This is a genomic window from Vreelandella arctica (genome assembly GCF_037070215.1).
GTDB classification, from domain to species: Bacteria; Pseudomonadota; Gammaproteobacteria; order Pseudomonadales; family Halomonadaceae; genus Vreelandella; species Vreelandella arctica.
Genome location: NZ_JBANSN010000011.1, coordinates 83,301 through 105,832 on the forward strand (window position 1 = coordinate 83,301; position 22,532 = coordinate 105,832).

At 57.8% G+C, this 22,532-nt stretch carries 19 protein-coding genes; 12 read left to right on the top strand and 7 right to left on the bottom strand.

Going from position 1 to position 22,532, the window contains the following annotated elements; all coding sequences use genetic code 11:
- Positions 1–13: 13 nt before the first annotated feature.
- From V8L70_RS12080 to V8L70_RS12110, 7 genes are all read left to right on the top strand, one after another.
- The gene (locus V8L70_RS12080) at positions 14–1,174 is read left to right on the top strand and encodes a TAXI family TRAP transporter solute-binding subunit (RefSeq protein WP_101146996.1); all 1,161 of its coding nucleotides are present in this window, start codon (positions 14–16) and stop codon (positions 1,172–1,174) included.
- A gap of 51 nt (positions 1,175–1,225) precedes the next feature.
- Positions 1,226–3,232, top strand: a complete 2,007-nt coding sequence (locus tag V8L70_RS12085) for a TRAP transporter permease (RefSeq protein WP_101146997.1) — start codon at positions 1,226–1,228, stop codon at positions 3,230–3,232.
- Positions 3,233–3,251: 19 nt separating this feature from the next.
- Positions 3,252–4,397, top strand: a complete 1,146-nt coding sequence (locus tag V8L70_RS12090) for a TAXI family TRAP transporter solute-binding subunit (RefSeq protein ID WP_101146998.1) — start codon at positions 3,252–3,254, stop codon at positions 4,395–4,397.
- A 186-nt stretch (positions 4,398–4,583) separates the two neighbouring features.
- Positions 4,584–6,032 (top strand): enoyl-CoA hydratase/isomerase family protein, encoded by a 1,449-nt coding sequence (locus V8L70_RS12095; protein ID WP_101146999.1) that lies wholly within the window; start codon positions 4,584–4,586, stop codon positions 6,030–6,032.
- Positions 6,029–7,222 carry an acyl-CoA dehydrogenase family protein gene (locus tag V8L70_RS12100; protein WP_101147000.1) on the top strand — a complete coding sequence of 398 codons (1,194 nt, stop codon included), beginning with the start codon at positions 6,029–6,031 and terminating at the stop codon, positions 7,220–7,222. The genes V8L70_RS12095 and V8L70_RS12100 overlap by 4 nt, the downstream gene beginning before the upstream one ends.
- Before the next feature lie 10 nt (positions 7,223–7,232).
- A complete protein-coding gene (locus V8L70_RS12105; RefSeq protein ID WP_101147001.1) occupies positions 7,233–8,351 on the top strand; it encodes an acyl-CoA dehydrogenase family protein in 1,119 nt (372 codons plus the stop codon).
- A 10-nt stretch (positions 8,352–8,361) separates the two neighbouring features.
- Positions 8,362–9,141, top strand: coding sequence for an enoyl-CoA hydratase/isomerase family protein (locus V8L70_RS12110; protein WP_101147002.1), 780 nt, complete (start codon positions 8,362–8,364; stop codon positions 9,139–9,141).
- Here V8L70_RS12110 and V8L70_RS12115 read toward each other — a convergent pair.
- From V8L70_RS12115 to V8L70_RS12145, 7 genes are all read right to left on the bottom strand, one after another.
- The gene (locus V8L70_RS12115) at positions 9,123–10,082 is read right to left on the bottom strand and encodes an NAD(P)H-dependent flavin oxidoreductase (protein WP_101147003.1); all 960 of its coding nucleotides are present in this window, start codon (positions 10,080–10,082) and stop codon (positions 9,123–9,125) included. The two genes, V8L70_RS12110 and V8L70_RS12115, sit on opposite strands and share 19 nt — an antisense overlap.
- A gap of 69 nt (positions 10,083–10,151) precedes the next feature.
- Positions 10,152–11,078 (bottom strand): electron transfer flavoprotein subunit alpha/FixB family protein, encoded by a 927-nt coding sequence (locus V8L70_RS12120; RefSeq protein WP_101147004.1) that lies wholly within the window; start codon positions 11,076–11,078, stop codon positions 10,152–10,154.
- Positions 11,079–11,092: 14 nt separating this feature from the next.
- Positions 11,093–11,842: an electron transfer flavoprotein subunit beta/FixA family protein gene (locus tag V8L70_RS12125; protein ID WP_101147005.1), complete on the bottom strand. Its 750-nt coding sequence runs from the start codon at positions 11,840–11,842 to the stop codon at positions 11,093–11,095.
- Between the two features lie 125 nt (positions 11,843–11,967).
- A complete protein-coding gene (locus tag V8L70_RS12130; RefSeq protein WP_101147006.1) occupies positions 11,968–13,353 on the bottom strand; it encodes a hypothetical protein in 1,386 nt (461 codons plus the stop codon).
- A complete protein-coding gene (locus V8L70_RS12135; protein WP_101147007.1) occupies positions 13,350–13,820 on the bottom strand; it encodes a PaaI family thioesterase in 471 nt (156 codons plus the stop codon). The genes V8L70_RS12130 and V8L70_RS12135 overlap by 4 nt, the downstream gene beginning before the upstream one ends.
- A complete protein-coding gene (locus tag V8L70_RS12140; RefSeq protein ID WP_101147008.1) occupies positions 13,817–15,418 on the bottom strand; it encodes a class I adenylate-forming enzyme family protein in 1,602 nt (533 codons plus the stop codon). The genes V8L70_RS12135 and V8L70_RS12140 overlap by 4 nt, the downstream gene beginning before the upstream one ends.
- Positions 15,418–16,569 (bottom strand): acyl-CoA dehydrogenase family protein, encoded by a 1,152-nt coding sequence (locus tag V8L70_RS12145; RefSeq protein ID WP_101147009.1) that lies wholly within the window; start codon positions 16,567–16,569, stop codon positions 15,418–15,420. Before V8L70_RS12145 ends, V8L70_RS12140 begins: the two co-directional genes overlap by 1 nt.
- Before the next feature lie 220 nt (positions 16,570–16,789).
- Between V8L70_RS12145 and V8L70_RS12150 the strand changes: the two genes are divergently transcribed.
- The 5 genes from V8L70_RS12150 (at position 16,790) to V8L70_RS12170 (ending at position 22,526) form a co-directional block, all read left to right on the top strand.
- The gene (locus V8L70_RS12150; RefSeq protein WP_101147010.1) at positions 16,790–18,313 is read left to right on the top strand and encodes a 3-hydroxyacyl-CoA dehydrogenase; all 1,524 of its coding nucleotides are present in this window, start codon (positions 16,790–16,792) and stop codon (positions 18,311–18,313) included.
- 29 nt (positions 18,314–18,342) lie between these two features.
- Positions 18,343–19,551: a 3-oxoadipyl-CoA thiolase gene (locus tag V8L70_RS12155; RefSeq protein WP_101147011.1), complete on the top strand. Its 1,209-nt coding sequence runs from the start codon at positions 18,343–18,345 to the stop codon at positions 19,549–19,551.
- A gap of 102 nt (positions 19,552–19,653) precedes the next feature.
- A complete protein-coding gene (locus tag V8L70_RS12160) occupies positions 19,654–20,475 on the top strand; it encodes an IclR family transcriptional regulator (RefSeq protein ID WP_336269451.1) in 822 nt (273 codons plus the stop codon).
- A 93-nt stretch (positions 20,476–20,568) separates the two neighbouring features.
- Positions 20,569–21,702 (top strand): MlaE family ABC transporter permease, encoded by a 1,134-nt coding sequence (locus V8L70_RS12165; RefSeq protein ID WP_336269452.1) that lies wholly within the window; start codon positions 20,569–20,571, stop codon positions 21,700–21,702.
- Positions 21,702–22,526: an ABC transporter ATP-binding protein gene (locus tag V8L70_RS12170; RefSeq protein ID WP_336269460.1), complete on the top strand. Its 825-nt coding sequence runs from the start codon at positions 21,702–21,704 to the stop codon at positions 22,524–22,526. Before V8L70_RS12165 ends, V8L70_RS12170 begins: the two co-directional genes overlap by 1 nt.
- The last annotated feature ends 6 nt before the right edge of the window (positions 22,527–22,532 follow it).

Here is a 22,532-nt window from a genome sequence, read left to right on the forward strand (position 1 = left end):
AAGGAGCATTCCAATGCGCCCATTCGCTCACCGCCTACTTGTTGCCGCCCTACCTCTATCGCTACTCGGCGCAGCAGTAAGCCATGCCAATGAAATTGAACTGCCCGGCACAATGGCCTGGACAGCCTATGGCACTAACTCAAGTGGCTATGCCCAAGCCGTCGCCATCGGTAATATGCTGCAGAACAAATACGACTCATCGGTACGAATCCTACCGGGCGACAACGATGTTTCCCGCATGACCCCGCTGAAACAGGGCCGTGTGGATCTTTGCGCCTGCGGCATTGCCAGTTACTACGGCGCCGAAGGGGTCATGATGTTTGCCGACCCTGACTGGGGCCCTCAGCCGCTACGCGTGATTACCACCTCCACCGCCTCTTTTGGCCTTTCCCTTGCGGTCGCGGGCGACTTAGACGTTGAAACGCCCGCTGACTTGGCGGGCAAACGCATCGCCTATATCCGCGGCGACGATGCGCTCAATAAAGGCACAGAGGCGTATCTCGCCTTTGGCGGTTTAACCTGGGATGACGTCGAGCGGGTTGATTATCCCGGCTACGGCCGCTCATTTGACGGCATTATCGCTGGCGATGTGGACGCCTCCTTTACCACCACAGTGACACCGCCAGCCCAGCAACTTGCCAGCAGCCCGCGCGGCATTAGCTGGCCAGTGCTGGATCCTAACGACGAAGCAGGCTGGGAGCGTATGGCGGCGGTTGCGCCCTACTTCCGTCCTCACGAGGTCACTTCTGGGGCAGGCGGCGTTAGCGCCGAAAACCCGGTGCCCAGCGCTAGTTATCCTTACCCCATTGTGGTCGCCAACCAAGACCTCGACGACAACGTCGCTTATGGCCTGATCAAAGCGATGCAGGAAAATTTTGATGACTACAAAGACAACGCCCCAGGTGCGCTTGGCTATGCATTGGAACAGCAAGACCTTCAGTGGGTAGTGCCTTTCCACGATGCGGTCGTGGAGTACTACAAAGAAATCGATGTATGGACTGATGAAATGCAGGCCCATCAGGACAAGCTCGTTGAGCGCCAGAACGTGCTGTTAACCGCCTGGGAAAGCTTTATGCAAGACGCACCCAGTGATGATGAAGCATTTACTGCCGACTGGATGGAAACCCGAGCCACCGCACTAAGCGATGCTGGCTTCGAACCGATCTTCGAGTAATACGCCACGGGGCGGCGCCCGCCGCCCCCTGCTGATTGACGGATGTCCCCCATGACCACAGATACCTCGCCTGCCAATAATCAGCAGGTTAAAGAAAAGATCAGCCAAATTCGTCAGCTTCCCCCTGCGCTGCGCTGGATTCCCGCCACGGTGACCGTCATTTTGATGGCTATGACCCTGGATTATCTTTTTAACATCGGCTTACTGACTTTTGTTACGGGCCTGGAGACGCAGTTCTATTACGCGGTTGTAGCGCTACTGCTCCCGCTGGTATTTCTGCTCTGGCCCATGCGCGGCAGCCAGCAAGAGCAGCCTATCCCCTGGTATGACTATCTGCTCAGCGCATTCACGCTGATCGTAGGCGGCTACTTCGTGTATAACGCGGTACCCATACTGGAGCGCGGCTGGGCGTTTTCCGCACCCGAGCTTGCTATCTATGCCAGTTACGCTTACTGGGCGCTCATTATTGAAGCGGCACGCCGGGCAGGCGGTTTGCCTATCGCTATTATTGCAGGCGTGTTCTCTCTCTACCCATTGGTAGCCGATATCGTCCCCGGCCCTATCCAGGCGTTTCCTTCCACCCTGGAACAAACCGCCATGTACCACACCATGAGCACCGAAAGCATCATGGGTGTGCCGCTGCAGGCGTTTGCAGGCTTAGTGATCGGCTTTTTGGTCTTTGGCGTGGTGCTGCAGAAAAGCGGCGGCGGCAAGTTTTTCATCAATCTAGCCTTTGCTCTGCTGGGCCATGTACGCGGTGGCCCGGCCAAGGTATCGATCTTCTCCAGCGGCCTGATGGGCTCCATGAGCGGCAGTGTGATCAGTAACGTGCTGACTACCGGCGTGCTGTCGATTCCGGCCATGCGCCGTATCGGTATGAGCCGCTCCTTTGCGGGCGGTGTTGAAGCCTGTGCCTCAACGGGCGGTGTATTGATGCCCCCCGTGATGGGGGCTACCGCTTTTGTCATGGCGATGTTCCTAGACATTCCTTACTCTGCGGTTGCCCTTGCCGCCGTCATTCCTTCAATTCTGTATTTCCTCGGCCTGTTTATCCAGATTGATGCCTACGCGGCCCGCAATGATATTAAGGGCTTACCCGCGATTGAGCTGCCTTCAATTAAGCAAACGCTCAAAGAGGGCTGGTACTTCATCTTCGTCTTCGGTCTGCTGGTGTGGATGCTGCTAGTCATGCAGCGCGAAGCGGTTGCCCCCTTCTATGCCACCGCCCTGCTGCTGGTGCTCAACCAGCTCTCCAAGCACAACCGCTGGGGCTGGAAGGATGTCACCGACACGCTATCGTCAGCGGCCAAGCTGTTTGCTGAGCTTATCGCCATTCTGGCGGGCGTGGGTATGCTGGTGGGCGCGCTCTCCATGACCGGCCTTTCCGGCACCATCGCCAACGACTTTATCAATATCGCTGGCGGCAGCGTGCCGCTACTGCTGATTATGGGCGCGGTCACCAGCTTTGTGTTGGGCATTGGCATGACGGTCACTGCGGCCTATATCTTCCTGGCGGTGGCGCTCGCCCCTGCGCTGATTCAAGGCGGCGGTCTAGACCCCATGGCGGTGCACATGTTCATCCTCTACTGGGGCATGCTGAGCTTTATCACCCCGCCCGTGGCGCTGGGTGCCTTTGCTGCCGCCACCGTGGCAGGTGCCCGCCCGATGGAAACCGGCCTGCAGGCCATGCGCCTGGGCAGCGTTATTTACTTTATTCCCTTCCTGTTCGTGCTTAACCCCGCGCTGATTATGCAGGGCGAACCGTTGATGATCATCGTCGTATTTATCCAGGCGGTCATCGGCATCATCCTGTTTGCATCAGCGATGCAAGGCTACCTGATGGGGGTTGGTCGACTGGGCTACGGCGCGCTGCAGGAGATCGTCATTCGTGCCCTCGTATTGATCGCAGGTCTGCTGCTAGCGCTACCTGGCGGCGGCCTGGTGCCATTAAGCCAGTGGGAATTAATCAGCCTCGCCGCGTTAGCACTGGTACCCGGCGTTTTAATGGCGCGTTTAAGCCAGCGCCACCATCGGCGTTCGCTTACTGCCAACGCTTAATCTAACTTCGAGGAATCTTATGAGCACAAAAACAACACTCTCCCTCGTATTCAGTAGCTTGGCTGCTGGGCTAATCATCACGAGCAACGCTAGCGCCATGCCCAGCACGCTTAACTGGACCGCTTACGGCACCGGCACCAGCGGCAATGCGCAAATCATGGCGATTAGCCAACTGCTACAAGAGGAGCATGGCACGCAGTCCAGAGTCATTCCTGGCGAAAACGACACCATGCGTATGACACCGCTGAAAACGGGCCGGGTTGATCTGTGCGCCTGCGGAATCGCGAGCTACTACGGCTCCGAAGGGGTGATGATGTTTGCTCGCCCCGACTGGGGCCCACAGCCTATTCGCGTGATTTCAACCTCGATGGCCAGTTTTGGGTTAGGCATGGCGGTCGCGGGAGACGTGGACATTGAGTCAATCCACGACCTTAAAGGCAAGCGATTGGCCTACCTGCGTGGAGACGACGCGCTGAATAAAGCTGCCGAAGCCTACCTAGCATTCGCCGGGTTAACGTGGGATGACGTTGAGCGAGTCGATTTCCCCGGCTACAACGCCGCCTTCGACGGCATTATCAGCGACCGCGCCGATGCCGCGATCACCACCACGGTAACGCCTGCGGCCCAACGCTTAGCCGCTAGCCCCCGCGGCTTGCAGTGGCCTGAACTGCCTACCGATGATGAGGCTGGCTGGGCGCGGATGCTGGAAGTAGCGCCGTACTTCCAACCCCACGACGTCACCTCAGGCGCTGGTATTGACGCCGAGCAGCCGCTTGCCAGCGCCAGCTACCCTTACCCGATTATGGTGAGCAACGCCGATTTAGCCCCGGAAACGGCCAACGGTTTGATTACCACGCTGGTGGAGTCGTTTGACGACTATAAGGATAACGCCCCAGGCGCTAGCGGCTATGCGCTCGAAAATCAGAACATGACCTGGGTGGTGCCTTTCCACGATGCCGTGGTGGCGTACTACCAGGAAAGCGGTGTGTGGACCGATGAAATGGAAGCGCATCAAAACGCCTTGGTGGAGCGGCAACAGCTGCTAATGGACACCTGGAAAACCTATCAAGCCGATGCGCCAGAAGAGGAAGCGGCGTTTATCGACGGCTGGATGGAAACCCGGCGGGCCGCCTTACAAGAAGCTGGGTTAAATCCCGTTTTCTAATTTTAATTAAATAAATACGGAAAGCCCTTATCTAAGGCCGCCTCTGTGCGGCCTTAGATTTAGGTAGCCAAATTCCGCATTGCAGAACTACGTTTTACATTATTGACTCTTTTAGCAACTTTCGCCATGATCCATATATTCCAAATAACAAGCTTAAATTTCACATAGCGAAACACGGGAGCCACTATGAGTGTTCACTACCAGCGGCATGGCGAGGTCGGCGTCATCAGCATCGCTAACCCGCCCGTCAACGCGTTGGGCCAAGCGGTGCGTAGCGGCTTACTCAGCGCCCTTGAAGAGGGGTTGGCCGACCAGCAGGCCAAAGCACTGGTGGTGATGGCCGAGGGGCGCACCTTTATCGCCGGGGCCGATATACGTGAATTTGGTAAGCCGCCTCAAGCGCCGCTGCTACCGGATGTGATTTCACAGCTAGAAGCCTGCTCCAAACCGCTTATCGCATCGCTACACGGCACCGCGCTAGGCGGCGGCTTGGAGGTCGCACTGGGCTGCCACTATCGCGTCGCCCTGACAGGCACTCGCGTCGGCTTACCGGAAGTGAAGCTTGGCTTACTACCAGGCGCAGGAGGCACCCAGCGTCTCCCACGTTTGGTAGGTGTGGAAAACGCCTTGGAAATCATCACCAGCGGGCGCTTCGTAGAGGCCACTGAAGCACTTGATATCGGCATTATTGATGACATCAGCGATGCCCAGACGTCGCTGGAGGCAGGGCTAGCAGCGGCACAAGCGGTTCTGTACGGCCAACAGCACACGCGCATCACTGGGCAATTACCTGCCCCAGAGGCCAACCCCCAGGCCATTGCCACCATGCGGAAACAGCTGGAAGCCATCGCACCGGCGCTGTTTTCACCGTTTCGCATTGTGGAAGCCGTTGACGCCTGCACGAAAGCGGCGTCGCTGGAAGAGGGATTGCGCCGCGAGCGGGAGCTGTTTCTGGCTTGCATGGACTCTCCGCAGCGTGCCGGGCTTATTCATCTATTTTTTGCCGCCAGAAATCCCCACGTGGTACCTGGAGTAGATAACGCTGAGCCATTTCGCCATATCGCCCTCATCGGCGAGCACCCGCTGTTTGAGACGCTTCATACCGCCGCCCAGCGCGCCAGCATAACGCTAACCGATACCCCAAACGATAGCACTGAGCTGTGCCTGCTCGCCCCTGGCGCAGACGCAAGCGCCTGCCCTTCTCAAGCAGTCACCGTAGCGCTGCAGCCACTCACCGACAGTGCCTCAGCCACACTCCTAAGCCTGGTACTTGCCGAGCGCGGCCCGTTCCATGAATTGGTGAATCACAGTGCCAGCGCGACCGACCAGCAGCGGGTTGCCTTAACGCTCAAAGCGCTGCGGGCTAATGTCGTGGCAACTCAGTCTCAAAGCGTACTGAGCACGCTTTATAACGCCGCAAAGCAAGCGCCCGACAACGACGCTCAGTCAGCCATGGAGCAGGCGAGCCTGACGCTAGCACAGCAAGGCGCCTGCTACCGCGAGGGCGATATTGATCTGTTGGCGGTGGAAGCGTTGGGCTACCCACGCCATTTAGGCGGGCCGCACCGCCAAGCCTCTCTGCCATCCCATTTATCGACTCACAAAAAGACGCCTTCCGAGGATGCACACTCATGAACCTGACGTTTAGCCCCGAAGAGCAGGCATTCCGCGAGGAAGTCCGCCGATTTTTAGCCGATGCACTGCCCAGCGACATCCGTGAGCGCGTGCGCCTAGGCCGCCATCTGCGGGCCGATGACCACATCCGCTGGCAGAATATTCTCAGCGATCAAGGGTGGCTTGCCGCCAACTGGCCTGTTGAGCACGGCGGTCCAGGCTGGGGCCCGGTGCAGCGGCATATCTTCGATGAAGAGTGCGCCGCCGCCCACGCCCCTACGGTGGTGCCCTTTGGCGTCAACATGGTCGCGCCAGTGATCATGAAATTTGGCAGCGCGGAGCAGCAACAGCACTACTTGCCGCGGATTCTTAATAACCAGGACTGGTGGTGCCAGGGCTACTCCGAACCGGGCGCTGGCTCGGATTTGGCGGGCTTATCCACCCGCGCCGTGCTCGATGGCGACCACTACATCGTCAATGGCCAGAAAACCTGGACGACCCTAGGCCAGCACGCCAACATGATGTTCTGTTTGGTGCGCACCGACCCACACGCGAAAAAGCAGGCGGGCATCAGCTTTTTACTGATTGATATGCAGACGCCCGGCATTACCATACGGCCGATTATCACCCTCGACGGCGCTCATGAAGTCAACGAAGTGTTTCTCGATGATGTGCGCGTGCCAGTAGAAAACCGCGTTGGTGAAGAGGGCCAAGGTTGGACCTGCGCCAAATTCTTGCTTACCCACGAGCGTACCGGTATTGCTGGGCTTGGCCACGCCAAACAGGCGCTGCGCCATTTGAAGTCCCTCGCCTCCCGTATGCAGCATCGCGGCAAACCACTTTTATCGCTACCCAGCTTTCGCCAGCGGGTGGTCAAAGCCGAGCTTGAACTGATGGCGCTTGAAGTCACCAACCTGCGCGTGATTGCCGCAGCGCGGGATGGCGGCGTGCCCGGTGCGGAGAGTTCACTACTGAAAGTACGCGGCTCTGAGCTGCGCCAAGAGATCAGTGAACTCACCCGCCGCGCGCTTGGGCCTGCTGCCCTGCCGTTCTTCTCCGAGTGTCTCCATGGTGATGCGTCGCTAGATGACGAATACGCCCAAGGCGCTGCCGCCAGCGCCCAGTATTTTAATCGTCGCAAGCTGTCGATTTATGGCGGTGCCAACGAAATTCAGAAAGGCATCGTCGCTAAAACCATTTTAGGTATGTAAGGGGGTCACCATGGATTTTGCACTCACCGACGAGCAGCGCATGCTCGAAGAGACACTCACCCGTTTGGTGGCAGACCAGGTATCGCCCGAGCAGCGCCGCGCTATGCTGGAAGCGCCAGCCCAAGGGGCCAGCCCGCTATGGCGCACGTTTGCCGAGCTGGGGCTGCTGCATATGCCGTTTAGCGAAGACGTAGGCGGGCTAGGCGGCGACGGCACCTATTTAATGATTATTATGCAAGCGTTGGGGCGCGGCTTGGTGCCGGAAGCGTACCTGTTTGGGTTAGTCATGCCCGGGCAGCTGCTTGCGCTATGCGCCAACCCCGCACAGCAAGAGCGCTGGCTGGCTCCGCTGTTAGAAGGTGAACACCAGCTCGCCTTGGCTTGGCAAGAACACACAGCCCGCTATGACGCTTTCGACATTTCTACCCACGCGATCCAGCAAAATAACCAGTGGCAGCTTAACGGCCGCAAAGATGTGGTGATGAATCTAGGCAGTGCCGCCGCCACGCTTGTGACCGCCCAACTGTCAAGCGGCAAGTTAGGACTGTTCATGGTCCCTGCGGACACTCAAGGCGTAACCTTACATACCTACCGCACGATGGATGACCAGCCCGCCGGTGACCTAACGTTGAACAGCGTGACTCTGCCGCTAGAGAACTGCCTAAGCGAAGACGCCAGTGACGCCCTGGCAGAGGTGCTGGCCCTGGGCCGCGGGGCGCTGTGCGCCGAAGCCATCGGCGCGATGGAAACCGCCTGCGACCAAACCCTCGCCTATTTAAAAGAGCGTAAGCAGTTTGGCCTGCCGCTGGCCACGTTCCAGTCACTGCAGCACCGCATGGTGGATATGCACCTTCACCTAGAACAGTCGCGCTCCATGGCGATTCTCGCCGCCGCCAGCCTCTCACTGCCTGCTGACGAGCGGGACTATAAAATCGCCGCGGCCAAGGCTTACTGCGGCGAGTCTGCGCGCTTTATTGCGGAACAGGCCATTCAGCTTCATGGCGGCATGGGTATGACCGAAGAGTGCTACGTCGCCCACTACGCCAAACATCTGGTGATGTTTGACCACTACCTGGGCGACAGCGACTATCACCTTGAAACGGTGAGCGAACAGCTCGACGCCGCCTAAGGAGAAGCTCATGCGCAGTGACGAAACGTCACTTGTACGCGTTGAGACTACCGAGGGCGGTATCGCCGAAGTGACCATTGCGCGCCCTGCGGTGCGCAATGCCCTCAACGAGCCCACGGCCCTGGCGCTCAATGACGCATTAGCCACCGTGGCGGCTGACCCGCAGGTACGCTGCGTGATCCTCAGCGGTGAAGGTAGCGCTTTTTGCGCCGGTGCTGATTTAGCGGAATTCGAAAAGGCCTCCACCCAGCCTGCAAGCCAACGGCTGGCAACGCTTTTTTTGCCTGCGCTGCACAGCATGATGACGATGGAAAAGCCCGTGATCGCCGCGGTGAGCGGCGCTGCTGCGGGGATTGGTGTGTCCTACGTGCTGGCCAGCGATATGGTGGTGATGGGCCGCTCGGCTTACCTGAAGCTGGCCTTTATCAATATTGGTTTGATTCCCGATGGCGGCGCTTGCTGGCATTTGGTGCGCAAGCTTGGTCATGCCCAAGCCTTTGAGATGGCAGCGCTGGCCACGCCCATGGATGCCGAGCGCTGCGTGGCGCTGGGCCTAGCCAACCGGGCGGTGGAAGATGATCAGGTGTTAGCGGAAGCACGAGCGCTGGCACAGGCCCTGGTGGCTCAATCACCTCAAGCGCTGGGAGCAACGAAACGGGCCATGCGACAGGCAGCGAACCTGTCCCTTGACGACACTCTAATGCTTGAAGGCGCCCTGCAGGATGAGTGTAAAGCCACCGAGGATTTTCACGCTCGCGTGGCTGCTTTTCGTCAGCGCCGTCGTAACTGATCTAGTGCTTGCTGATAATCCGTACGAAGCGTGGCTACTTCATCCGCCACGCTGTTCAGTGTGGTAATGCCCCCCACTCCCTGCCCGGCACCCCAAATATCCCGCCACGCTTTTGCCTTACTGCTGCCGCCTGATCCATAGCGCATGGCATTTTTGTCGCCCTCTGGCAGTGCCTCTGGGTCAAGCCCGGCCAGCTCGATGCTTTGGCGTAAGTAGTTACCGTGCACGCCAGTAAACAGGTTGGTATAAACGATATCCCCCGCAGCGGCTTCCAATACCATCTGCTTGTAAGCGGGCTGAGCATTGGCTTCCTGGGTGGCAATAAAGCGCGTGCCCATATACACCATGTCCACGCCCAGCGCCTGGGCGGCGGCGATCTGCTCGCCTTTGGTTATCGCCCCTGCCAGCACCAGCGGGCCATCGTAAAACTGCCTGACCTCCGCCACAAAAGCGAAGGGGTTAAGCCGCCCCGCATGGCCGCCTGCGCCATGACAGACCAAAATTAGCCCATCCACCCCGGCGTCGATGGCTTTTTTAGCGTGCCTCAGCGTGGTCACGTCGTGAAATACCATGCCGCCATAGGCGTGCACCTGTTCGACCACCCGGTTGGGCGCATGCAGGCTGGTAATGATCAGCGGCACCTTGAACTCAGCACATAGCGCCACATCATGCTCCAGTCGGTCATTGGTGGGGTGCACGATCTGATTCACCGCAAACGGCGCGGCGGGCTGCTGCGGGTGCCGGGCGCTGTAGTCGGCCAGCGTCTCGGTAATCTGCTGCAGCCACTCCCGAAGCACTTCCGCAGGCCTGGCGTTCAGCGCCGGAAACGCGCCAATAATCCCCGCCTTACACTGGGCAATCACCAGCTCAGGGCCAGAAACGATAAACATGGGAGAGCCGATAACCGGCAGCGTCATCGAGGCAGTCAGTTGGGTTAGCATAAGCAGCTCGCTGATTATTATTAAAATTTCTAAGCGAAAAAAGCCCCTTTCGGGGCTTTTGAGGGACGTTTACAGTTTGCTCTCAAGCTCCGGCAGGATCTCGAACAGATCCCCGACCAGGCCGTAGTCGGCCACCTGAAAGATCGGCGCTTCGTCGTCTTTGTTGATGGCGACGATCACCTTGGAGTCTTTCATCCCCGCCAAGTGCTGAATCGCACCTGAAATACCCACCGCAATGTAAAGCTCGGGGGCGACGATCTTGCCCGTCTGGCCGACCTGCATGTCGTTGGGTACGAAGCCAGCGTCCACCGCCGCACGGGAGGCACCGATGGCGGCACCCAGCTTGTCGGCGATGCCGTCGAGCAGTTTGAAGTTCTCGCCGTTGCCCATGCCGCGGCCGCCTGAGATGACGACCTTGGCGCCACCGAGTTCCGGGCGGTCGCTTTGCGCCAGCTCTTGCTTGACGAAGCTGGACTGGGCGTTGTCGGCGACGAAAGCCACCGCTTCCGTTGTGGCGCTACCGCCGGTACCGACCGCATCAAAACCGGTGGTACGGATGGTGATGACTTTTAGCGCGTCGTCACTTTTGACCGTGGCGATGGCGTTACCGGCATAGATCGGGCGCAGGAAGGTATCGGCGCTTTCGACGCCAATCACGTCTGACAGCTGGCTAACATCTTTCAGGGCCGCCAGGCGCGGCAGCACGTTTTTGCCGGTGGTGGAGGCGCTGGCCAGTACGTGGGTGTAGTCCCCTGCTAGCTCCACCAGCAGCGCACCCATGGGCTCGGCAAGCTGATGAGCGTAGGCAGCGTTATCTGCTACGCGTACTTTGCTCACGCCGTAGAGTTTTGCAGCGGCGTCTGCCGCCGCCTGGACGCCTTCACCGGCGACCAGCACATCAATATCGCCACCGATGGCCTGGGCCGCTGCGACGACGTGAGCGGTCGCGCCCGCTAACTGACCTTCATGAAGGTCGGCAAGTACCAGAATGCTCATGAGATCAGCTCCTTTTAAAGCACTTTGGCTTCGTTTTTCAGTTTGTCGATCAGCTCGTCCACCGAGGCAACTTTGATACCGCCTTTGCGCTCGGCAGGAGATTCCACTTTGAGCAGCGTGACTTTGGAGGCCACTTCCACGCCATAGTCGGCGGGGGTTTTGACATCCAGCGGCTTTTTCTTGGCCTTCATGATGTCCGGCAGCTTGGCGTAGCGCGGCTCGTTCAGGCGCAGGTCGGTGGTGACGATCGCCGGGAGTGTCAGCGCGACGGTTTGCAGGCCGCCGTCGATTTCACGGGTGACGTTGACCTTGTCTCCATCTACGGCCACTTCCGAAGCAAACGTGCCTTGCGGCAGGTTAGTCAGCGCGGCGAGCATCTGGCCGGTCTGGTTGTTGTCGGTGTCGATGGCCTGTTTGCCGAGGATGACGAGGCCGGGCTGCTCTTCATCCACCACTTTGGCCAGCAGTTTGGCCACCGCCAGCGATTCGGCGCGCTCGTCGGTTTCAATGTGGATGGCGCGGTCAGCCCCCAGCGCCAGCGCGGTGCGCAGCTGCTCTTGGGCGGCCTTGGGGCCTACGGTCACGGCCACGACTTCGGTGGCTACGCCCTTCTCTTTCAGGCGCACCGCCTCTTCCACGGCAATTTCGCAGAAGGGGTTCATGGCCATTTTGACGTTGGTAAGGTCCACATCAGAATGGTCCGCTTTGACGCGGATTTTGACGTTGTAGTCGATGACGCGTTTCACCGCGACGAGGATTTTCATAAGGCATGCTCCAGCGATTGAACCATCGGCTTTTTATTCCGCACAGCAAAATAATATTTCACTTTATAAAAATAACAATAAAAAAACGCCTGCCAAAGGTCAAGCGTTTCCTTGAACAGCCCAACTCAGAAAGGCGACCAACCAAACCATAACGCCAGCAGCGGTATCGCCGCGATCAGAAAGCGCCCGTTCCAGCGGTAACCGATGCGGGTGGCGGGTACGCCAGTAAAGCGCGATAGAATCAGCATGGAAGCGGTCATTGGTGATGACATCAGCGCCAGCGCCCAGCCTACCATTAACGATGCCCCAATCAGCGCAGGCGTTAACCCCTCGATGCCCAGCGTGGGGAGCAAGCCCACCAACAGCGTCACCGTAACAATCGGGTTGACACCTATTTGCGCTAGCCCCACCACCATCAGCATGGCCAACACTGCATTTAAAGTGCCCAGCGGGTCAAGCACTGCCAATAACGGTGCTAGCTGCTGGGTATCCACCAAGCCCACGCATACATGCCCCAAATAGCCTGCCGCCCCCAGCACCACGATTTCATTAGCGCTGGGGGATAGCAACCAAGGTAGCTGACGATGCACAGCCGTTATAGCGGCAGGCAATCCACCATAGCCTAGCCTACGACGCTGCCAAGCCAGCCATAAAAGCGCCCCGGTAGGCGCGCCCAGCAGCGCGGCAATCGGCAAACGTAACTCCAGCAGCCACGCAATAGAGAACACCAGCGCCACAATGCCGATTAGCAAAATGCTAAACTGCGCCAACGGGCGCAGCGAAGGGGTGACATAGGTTTTATTGGCGGGTGGGTGCGGGCCGGTGAAATAGTCCACCGCCCAGCCCGCCATAAAAATCAGCGCGGCGGCCCCCAGAATATAGGGTGCCAGCTGTGGCCAGGTGACCTGGGGAAGGCTTGAAAGCACCACGGCCACCCCAATACCCATGGGCGAAATCAGCGGTGCCAGCGAAAATCCGCGCAGCAGCGCCAGCATCATGCGCCGCTGGCGGGCCTCACGCACCCAGGCGCGCCCTTGGGCGGCACTGAGGGTATTGCTCTTCTCGATCATCGCGGCGAACAGATTCAGCACGCCAATGTTAAGAATGATGCCAAACAGCGCCGAGCCAAGCGATAAAATTGGGTAGCGGCGGCTAGGCGGCTGAAGCAGCATGCTCTGCCCGCAGCGGCGCACTAAACGGGAGCGATAGGCAGGTAAGCGCAGCATACTCAGCGCCACCACAAAGGTGGCAAAAAACGCAAAACGCCCACTCGCCTCAAACAGCAGCTGCCCAGGCGTGGGTGAGCGCCACAGCGTGAGCAACGTGAGTACGCCAGCGGCACACAGCAGCCCCTTGGCCATGCGGGTGAGTTGACCTTTCAGGGTCATCAAATAAAGCAGCAGCGCAACGATGCCTGCGGCTTGCCACACCACGCTGCCACCGACCAAATGAATCAGCGTGGCAAGCGTCACCAGTAGCAAACAGGAAACCCGCAGGCGGGCTGGGCTCACTCGCTAGGCTCCCTCAACTGCGGGTCGGGAACGCCTTGTGACGATTCACTGCCACTGCGGCGGCGAAATGAGCCTTCGCCCATAGCCACCAGCTTGCCCCATTCATCGACAATCTCACCGCTGGTCATATAGGTTTTCTGCCCACCGCCGCGCAGCGTACCCGTTGCCCGCAGCACGCCTTGCCGAGCAGGACCCACAAAGGTGGTGGTCAGTGACAGCGTCATCCCCCGGCGAATATTACCCGGTACCTCGCAGTGCAAGCCTGCCAAGCTAAGAGCGCTATCCAGCATTGAGGCCAGCACACCGCCGTGAACATTGCCGCTACGGTTAAGATGCTTTGGCTCAATGGTGAGTTCAACTACGGCAAGGTTTTGCTGCCACTCAACCACATGCATACCCAGTAGCTCGTGATAGCCCATGAGTGCCTGATGAGATGTATCGGGAGTATGTATTGGCGAATGACTCATGAGGCGCTCTCCTGCTGGGCTAAATCACGCAGACGCCCTTTAAGAATCTTGCCGCTGGCGGTGGAAGGTAGCGTATCCATTAATACAATTTGGGTCGGACGTTTGTACGGTGCCAACCGCTCGGCGATAAATGCCTTTAGCTCCGCCACATCAACTTCGACTCCCGGCTCGCACTGCACAAATGCCACGACTTCTTCGTTACCGGCGATTTGACGGCCCACAACGGCGGCCAGCGTGACTGCCGGGTGCTCGTTGATCACCGCTTCGACATCCGGGGGATAGATATTGAAGCCTGAGCGGATAATTAGCTCTTTGCTACGCCCCACAATATACAGCTGATCATGGTGATCGAGTTTGGCGATATCGCCGGTATTAAGCCAACCATCTTCGGTTAGAGTGGCACGGGTGGCTTCCGGCTGGCGAAAGTAGCCTTTCATAATGTTGGGGCCGCGCACCCATAGCTCACCCACTTCGTCTCCGGTCTGCTCGGCAGTTCCGCTATCGATAAGCGGTTCCAGGCGGTACTCAAGTAGTGGCAATACCCGGCCAACGGTGCTTGTTGCATGGCGATCATCGATACGGGTCTGGCTGATGGTGGGGCTAGCCTCGGTTAAGCCGTAGCCGTTGTGCAACGTCAGGCCAAAGGCAGCCTCTACCCGCACCTTAGTGTCGCTATCTAACGGCGAGCCACCCGCAGAGATGTAAATCAGTTCGGGCGCTTCTAGTGAGCGCTGCTCACGTTTTAAAAACTCTAACGCGCGGGCATACATCGCCGGCACACCTTGGATTACGGTAATGCGCTCCTGCTTTAGCGTCGCCAGCATATGTGCGGCATCAAAACGCGGCACGGTATACAGGCAAGCGCCGTTATAGAGCGATCCCATGCACACCGAAGAGAGGCCAAATACGTGGGACATCGGCAGCACGCCGTACACCCGCTGGCCTTTGCTTAAATGACGCATGCCACCAGAAATCGAGGCGATATAGAGAATGCCACGATGGGTCAGCATTACCCCTTTGGGCGTGCCAGTGGTGCCCGAGGTGTAGATCATCGCCGCCACCTGCTCAGCGCCGCTGGCGCATACCGGTTCGGGTTCGCTGTCATACAGCGGCGAAATGGCCAGCCCACCCAACTGAGGGTGCTGGTAGCGGTCGGCCGCGTGGCGCTCGGCGTGCTGGCAAGCCTCTTGGGATGCTTCACAGGTATAGAAGACTCGCCGGGGCAGGCAGTTGCCCTGAATTTGATCGACTTCCTGAGCCGAGAGGCGCGAATTAACGATGGCCACCCAGACATCCAGCTCGCTGGCAGCCAGCAGTAGCACAACCAGAGCGCGGCAGTTTTCACTCACCGTCATAATCCGGTCGCCAGGGCGAATGCCCAATGCGCTTAACCAGTCATAGGCGGCGTGTATTTCTTGACCAAGCTCCGCATAACTCCAGCGCAAATTGCCATCCACGATAGCCGGGTGCTCTCCAAGCAGCTTGGCATTTTCAAGCACGCGGGTACTAAGACGCTCGGGAAGCTCGGCCACCAGTTCACTGGCAAGGCGGCCAAAAATAGGCTCGTCCGGCGCTTGGTAGGAAACCGATAAAGCCATTAGGACGCCTCCCGCACCATGTTGCGAGCAATGACGATTTGTTGAATCTGGGTAGTCCCTTCGTAGATACGAAATAGCCGCACATCGCGGTAGAAACGCTCAACCGCGTATTCCGACATGTAGCCAGCACCACCGTGAACCTGCACCGCGCGGTCTGCCACTCGCCCCACCATTTCGGCACAGAACAGTTTGCAGCAGGAAGCCAGTGTCGAAACATTTTCGCCATCATCTTTACGCCGTGCAGCATCCATCACCATGGTTTTGCCTGCATAGGCTTCGGTTTTGCTATCCGCCAGCATGGCTTGGATCAGTTGGTGTTCGGCAAGCGCCGCGCCGAACTGCTTACGCTCCATGGTGTAGCGCAGCGACTCTTCCACTAAGCGCTCGGCCACGCCTACACAGACCGCCGAAATATGCAGCCGCCCACGGTCCAGCACTTTCATCGCTGTTTTAAAGCCTTGCCCCTCTTTTCCGCCAATAATATTTTCTGCGGGCACCCGGCAGTTGTCGAAAATAATATCGCAGGTATGGGCGCCCTTCTGGCCCATCTTGTTATCCGCTGGCCCACGGATTAACCCTGGCGTATTACCTTCGACGATAAAGGCTGAAATACCGCCTGCGCCCTTATTCTCTAGGTTGGTGCGCGCCATCACAGTAAACAGATCGGCTTCTGGGCCATTGGTGATATAGCGTTTGGTACCGTTCAAAATATAGTCATCGCCATCCCGCACCGCCGTCGTGCGCAGGCTAGCAGCGTCGGAGCCGGAATCTGGCTCGGTGAGGCAAAACGAGCTAAGAATCTCACCAGTGGCCAAACGCGGCACATACTTGGCTTTCTGCTCATCGGTGCCATCAATCAAAATACCCTGGGCGCCAATGCCGTTATTGGTGCCAAACACCGAGCGAAAGGCGGGGGATGTCTTGCCAATCTCCATCGCCACCAGCGCTTCTTCTTCCATGGTCAGACCCAGGCCGCCGTACTCTTCTGGAATCGACAGCCCAAACAGGCCCATCTCTTTCATTTCCGCAAGAATTTCCGGGGGCACCGCATCCTCTTCGGCTAGGCGTGCCTCATTGGGAATAAGGCGCTCACGGACAAAGCGGGCGATGGTATCGACAAGCTGGTTAATTAATTCGGGATCGCGAATCATGACGGCTCCTGGTGGCAATAGTTTTTATCATTAGCGTTTTATCATTAGCAGTAGCGCTGAGCGTGGACAGTGCGCATATTTTGCATAGCAAAACCATTGTCCACTATTCTTGTCAGGCACTTTTGCATAGCCTAGGATGGCAGTCAATAATTGAAACACTATTTTGCAATGCAGAATTACAATGCTAAATATGCACCCATTTACAGAGAGGACTTAGCGTATGGCTAGCGAATCAACACCTTCCCCTTTCACCACACTTGGCATCGTCGGCACCGGCGCCATGGGGCGTGGCATCGCGCAGTTAGCTGCCCAGGCAGGTCTAGACGTTATGCTTTTCGACGTTAAAGAGGGTGCCGTACAAGAAGCTAAAACCTTTATTAATGGCCTATGGCAGAGAAGTGCCGAAAAGCAGCGCATTACTGCGGATCAGGCGCAGCACTATAGTGAGCGGTTGATTGAAGCCAGCGAGCTTGCCGCGCTGGCCCCTTGCGATATCGTGGTGGAAGCCATTGTCGAGAAGCTGGAGGCCAAGCAGGGGCTGTTTAGCGATTTAGAAGACATCGTCAGCCAGCAGGCGGTATTAGCGACCAATACCTCTTCGCTCTCCGTTACGGCCATTGCCGCAGCCTGCCAGCACCCTGAGAGGGTCATCGGTTTTCACTTCTTTAATCCCGTGCCGCTAATGAAGATTACCGAGGTTATTCCTGGCCTGCGCACTGCAGATGAAGTTACCCAACGGGTCAATGCTCTGGGCGAAGCCATGGGACACTTTACCGCCCAGGCCACCGATACCCCTGGGTTTCTGGTTAACCATGCTGGGCGTGCCTTCGGTACCGAAGCGCTACGTGTTTTAGGCGAAAGCGTGGCAGACCCGGCTACCATTGACCGCATTATGGTCGATCAGGGCGGGTTCCGAATGGGACCCTTTACGCTGCTTGACCTTACCGGGCTGGATGTCTCCCACGCCGTAATGGAATCGGTGTATCACCAGTATTATGAGGAAGCGCGCTTTCGCCCTTCACCGTTAACCCGGCAACGCCTGGCCGCGGGCTTACTGGGGCGCAAAACCGGAGAAGGTTTTTACCGCTATGTAGAAGGCAAGCAGCAGATGCCGGATGAGCCGGTCATCAAGCCTGCCTCACCTTGCCCGGTATGGATTAGCCAGGAAGACCCCGAGAGCGCCAAAGCGCTCACCGCGCTAGTTAATGCGGCGGGCTGGCCGTTAGAAACCGGCACGCAGCCGTCTGAACAAGCGCTCTGTTTGCTTACCCCTTTCGGCGAAGATGCCACTAGCTGCGCACTACGCCAGGGGGTAGAAGCCAAGCAGTGTGTGGCGGTGGATATGCTCGCAGGGCTCAATAAACGCCGCAGCCTGATGGCCACGCCCATTACCCACTCCGCTTTCATTCAAGCAGCGCAAAGCCTTCTCAATCACGATGGTACGGCGGTGAGCACGCTTCAAGACAGTAACGGCTTCGTTCTCCAGCGCGTTATTGCCTGCATCGTGAATGTCGGTGCCGACATTGCCCAGCAAGGCGTCGCAGAACCCGCGACTATTGACCGGGCGGTTGAGCTCGGCTTGGGCTACCCTTTTGGTCCGCTGCGCATGGGCGACCATTTCGGCACCACGCGGATTATGACGATACTAGCCAACCTACTTGAGGCCACCGGCGACCCACGCTATCGGCCAAGCCCGTGGCTGCGTCGCCGTGCCGCACTGCAAATGCCGCTAACCGCTGCTTAACGTCCACCCCAATAACAAGGAGCACTACCATGCAAGACGCCTATATTTACGACGGTTTACGCACCCCTTTTGGTCGCCACGGCGGCAGCTTAGCGGCTATTCGCCCAGACGAGTTGTTGGGACTGACGCTTAAAGCACTAGTAGCCCGCAATCCTTTCGCACTCGAAAGCTATGAAGAAATGCTGGCAGGCTGCACCAACCAGGCGGGGGAAGACTCCCGCAATGTGGCCCGTCACGGCGCATTGTTGGCAGGCCTGCCCATCGAAGTAGCAGGACAAACCGTCAACCGACTTTGCGGCAGCGGCCTGGCAGCGATGATGGATGCTGCCCGGGCGGCACGATTGGGCGAAGGTGAACTGTTTTTAGCGGGCGGCGTTGAGTCCATGTCTCGGGCGCCTTATGTCTTGGGTAAAGCAGATTCCCCTTACGCTCGCAACCAGCCGATGTACGATACGGTGATTGGCTCTCGCTTCCCTAACCCCTGGATTGCTAAAGAGTACGGCAGCCACAGCATGCCGGAAACTGCTGACAACATTGCCCATGACTTGAATATTGGCCGCGATGCCAGCGATGCCTTTGCCGCCCGCTCCCAGGCTCGCTACGCCAAAGCACTTGCTGACGGTTTCTATGATGGCGAGATGTTGGGCGTTGAGGTGCCCCAAGGGCGTAAACAACCGCCAATACTGGTGGATAAAGACGAACACCCCCGCCCACAAAGCACCGAAGACAAGCTGGCCCAACTGGGCTCGCTATTCGAGGGTGGCGTTGTCACCGCCGGAAATGCCTCAGGTCTGAATGACGGCGCCGCGGCCATGATAGTCGGTACCAAGGGCGCCGGTGAACGTGTGGGCCTAGCACCGCGTGCGCGCATTGTCGCCAGCGCCGTTGCCGGTGTGGCTCCGCGGGTTATGGGATTGGGGCCAGTACCCGCTTCGCAAAAGGCGTTGGCGCGTGCCGGGCTTTCCCTAGAGCAGATGGATGTAATTGAAATTAACGAAGCGTTCGCCGTTCAGGTGCTTGGCTGCGTGCAGCAGCTGGGTCTCTCCGTCGACGATCCGCGCTTGAATGCCAACGGGGGTGCTATCGCCATCGGCCATCCCCTGGGGGCTTCAGGAGCACGCTTGGCACTTACGGCCCTCCGCCAGCTTGAAGCGACCGGTGGGCGCTATGCGTTGGTTACCATGTGCATCGGCGTCGGTCAGGGAATTGCTACGATTATCGAGCGTCTGGACAGTTAATTTAGTATCAAACTGCCGCTATTTCGTTGATGGGTATGAACGCTGCGTCTAAGTAGATATGCGATACTGAGCGCCATAAGCCACCTATTGTTGGGATATTGAATGCACCCCACCGACACTGATGCTGACGACCCCCAGCTCCCCGGTAAAGATCGTAACTTTGTGACCGCGCTAGCGCGCGGTTTAGAATTGCTGCGCGCCTTTGGCGCAGGAGAAGAGTATTTAGGCAATGCGGAGCTCTCCAACCGAACGAACATCCCTCGCCCGACGGTGTCACGGTTAACTTATACCCTGACGCAATTGGGCTATCTCCAGCACAATACCCACCTGGAGAAGTACCGGCTCGGCCCAGGTGTATTGGCGCTGGGGTATCGCTTTCTGGCCAATATGGGCATTCGCGAAATTGCCCGTCCGCATTTGCAGAAATTTGCCGATGCTACCGACTGCAACGTTAGCCTGGGCGGTGCTGACCGCAGCGATATGGTTTATTTGGAAACCTGCCACGGCTACGGCCCGCTAATCATTCGCCTAGATGCTGGCTCCCGCCTACCCATTGCCACTTCCGCGATTGGACGCGCCTGGCTATGCGGCTTGTCTGACGAACGGCGCCAGCAGGTGCTCCAAGAGTTGGCGAGCGAGTATGGCAATGATTGGCCGCGTTATGAAGCGGGCATACAACAGAGCTTAAAAGACTATGCTCAGTTCGGTTTTTGTCTTTCTGAGCAGGATTGGCAGCGTGATATTAGCGCGGTAGCGATGCCACTGATTTTGGAAGATGGCGCCGAGGTCATGGCAATTAACTGCGGCGGTTCCAGCCTGCGTTTGGATCATGATCGACTGGTTAATAACTTAGGCCCACGCCTCAAAGAAGTCGCTAATCAGATTAAGCAGGAACTAGCGCCAAGAAATCGCTCTATAAGGTAGGTTTGAGCCAGGGAGACTTTCACTAACGCTCGTTTGAATGCATCATAGACTTCTAAACAAGCGCATCGATTTCAAGAGCGCCAAGGAGTGGGGATGCCAAGCGAGTGGATAGCGCGCCATGATCAAACAGTAGCGCTCAAAGGCGAGTGGACGCTTGCCAACTACCGGCATATCAAAACGGCGCTTATTCACACAGAGCTCATTAACACAGAGCCCGGCAAGCCAACGGGTGCGACAGTTTCGCTAGACGCGATCACGCGCCTAGATACCGCTGGTGCCATACTCATCGTTGAGCTGATCGGCGTTGAGAAAGCGCAGGCAGTAGCCGACTGGGCAGCAGGGCTGCCGAGAGAGCAGCAGGCGCTGCTTATTCGTATTGCCGAAGCCATGGAAGCACCGCTTGACGTTGATCCCCCAACCTATTCACGTATTAGCCAAGCGCTTGCCAGCGTGGGCCAACAAATGGTGGGGCTTTGGTCTCAGCAGCGCCAGCTGCTGGCCTTTATTGGTCTTGTCATGGCCACCCTCTTCCATCTGGCGTTGCGGCCACGCCACTGGCGCTTAACGGCCACCGTTGCCCATATTCAGCAGAGCGGTCTTAACGCCGTACCCATCGTCGCACTACTCACCTTTATGGTGGGTGCCGTCGTGGCTTTCCTTGGCGCTACCGTTTTGCAGGATTTTGGCGCCACGATTTATACCATCGATCTTGTTGCGTTCTCTTTCTTGCGAGAGTTTGGCGTTCTGCTTGCTGCGATACTACTCGCGGGGCGAACCGCCAGCGCCTTTACTGCCCAAATCGGTGCCATGAGATCCAACGAAGAGATTGATGCCCTGCAGGCCCAAGGGCTAGATCCTATCGAGCTTTTGGTGCTTCCACGGGTAATGGCAATGTTGATTAGCTTACCCATGCTCGCCTTTGTGGGTATGCTCAGCGGGTTAGCGGGAGGCGCTATGGTCACCTCCCTATCACTGGATATTTCACTTACCCAGTTTATGGCCACGCTGCAAAAAGACGTATCGGTGACGCATTTTTTGGTAGGTCTTAGCAAAGCACCGGTGTTTGCCTTTGTGATCGCCGTTATTGGCTGCCTTGAAGGCTTTAAGGTCAGCGGCAGCGCGCAGTCGGTGGGGGAACATACGACGTCAAGCGTCGTTCAGTCGATTTTTATGGTGATTCTGATTGATGCCGTCGCCGCGCTATTCTTTATGGAGATGGGCTGGTGATCGATTCAGATAAACCGACAGAGCAAAACAACCAACCGGTCATTAAGGTTCGAGGCTTGGTCAATCGCTTTGGCACTCATGTGGTTCACGAAAACTTAGATTTAACCCTCGAACGCGGGGAAATCCTAGGCGTTGTAGGCGGTTCGGGTACCGGTAAATCAGTGCTATTACGTAGCATCGTCGGTTTGAAGCGCCCCAATGACGGCACGGTTGAAGTCCTTGGCACAACCCTTAACGAGCTTGACGATGCACAGCGCAGCCAAATAGAGCGGCGCTTTGGCGTGCTGTTTCAGCGCGGCGCGCTGTTTAGCTCGTTGAACCTGCAAGAGAATATTGCCCTGCCGCTAATTGAACATGCCAGGCTAACCCGTGAAGACGCCGAGCATCTTGCCAGGGTCAAGCTATCGTTGGTCGGGCTGCCGCCACAGGCAGCACTGCAGTTTCCTGAGTCGCTATCTGGTGGCATGGTCAAACGCGCAGCCCTCGCCCGCGCCTTAGCGCTTGACCCTGAGATTCTATTCCTTGATGAACCGACAGCTGGGCTTGATCCTATCGGCGCTGCGGCCTTCGATCAGTTGCTGGTCACCCTTCGCGATGCGCTGGGATTCAGCGTATTTCTGGTTACCCATGACTTGGATACGCTCTACGCCGCCTGCGACCGGGTAGCGGTACTCTCGCAAAAACGCGTATTAGTCGTAGATACCATTGATAAAGTGGCGGACACCGACGACGAGTGGGTTCAAGACTACTTTCACGGGCCGCGCGGTCGAGCCGCTCAGCGTGCTCATACCGCCTCTTCAACGAATGCTTACACTCAGGAGTGAGGGTCG

Coding starts and splice junctions, on each gene's coding strand:
- V8L70_RS12080 (WP_101146996.1), top strand. CDS start 14: ATGCGCCCATTCGCTCACCGCCTACTTGTTGCCGCCCTACCTCTATCG.
- V8L70_RS12085 (WP_101146997.1), top strand. CDS start 1,226: ATGACCACAGATACCTCGCCTGCCAATAATCAGCAGGTTAAAGAAAAG.
- V8L70_RS12090 (WP_101146998.1), top strand. CDS start 3,252: ATGAGCACAAAAACAACACTCTCCCTCGTATTCAGTAGCTTGGCTGCT.
- V8L70_RS12095 (WP_101146999.1), top strand. CDS start 4,584: ATGAGTGTTCACTACCAGCGGCATGGCGAGGTCGGCGTCATCAGCATC.
- V8L70_RS12100 (WP_101147000.1), top strand. CDS start 6,029: ATGAACCTGACGTTTAGCCCCGAAGAGCAGGCATTCCGCGAGGAAGTC.
- V8L70_RS12105 (WP_101147001.1), top strand. CDS start 7,233: ATGGATTTTGCACTCACCGACGAGCAGCGCATGCTCGAAGAGACACTC.
- V8L70_RS12110 (WP_101147002.1), top strand. CDS start 8,362: ATGCGCAGTGACGAAACGTCACTTGTACGCGTTGAGACTACCGAGGGC.
- V8L70_RS12115 (WP_101147003.1), bottom strand. CDS start 10,082: ATGCTAACCCAACTGACTGCCTCGATGACGCTGCCGGTTATCGGCTCT.
- V8L70_RS12120 (WP_101147004.1), bottom strand. CDS start 11,078: ATGAGCATTCTGGTACTTGCCGACCTTCATGAAGGTCAGTTAGCGGGC.
- V8L70_RS12125 (WP_101147005.1), bottom strand. CDS start 11,842: ATGAAAATCCTCGTCGCGGTGAAACGCGTCATCGACTACAACGTCAAA.
- V8L70_RS12135 (WP_101147007.1), bottom strand. CDS start 13,820: ATGAGTCATTCGCCAATACATACTCCCGATACATCTCATCAGGCACTC.
- V8L70_RS12140 (WP_101147008.1), bottom strand. CDS start 15,418: ATGGCTTTATCGGTTTCCTACCAAGCGCCGGACGAGCCTATTTTTGGC.
- V8L70_RS12145 (WP_101147009.1), bottom strand. CDS start 16,569: ATGATTCGCGATCCCGAATTAATTAACCAGCTTGTCGATACCATCGCC.
- V8L70_RS12150 (WP_101147010.1), top strand. CDS start 16,790: ATGGCTAGCGAATCAACACCTTCCCCTTTCACCACACTTGGCATCGTC.
- V8L70_RS12155 (WP_101147011.1), top strand. CDS start 18,343: ATGCAAGACGCCTATATTTACGACGGTTTACGCACCCCTTTTGGTCGC.
- V8L70_RS12160 (WP_336269451.1), top strand. CDS start 19,654: ATGCACCCCACCGACACTGATGCTGACGACCCCCAGCTCCCCGGTAAA.
- V8L70_RS12165 (WP_336269452.1), top strand. CDS start 20,569: ATGCCAAGCGAGTGGATAGCGCGCCATGATCAAACAGTAGCGCTCAAA.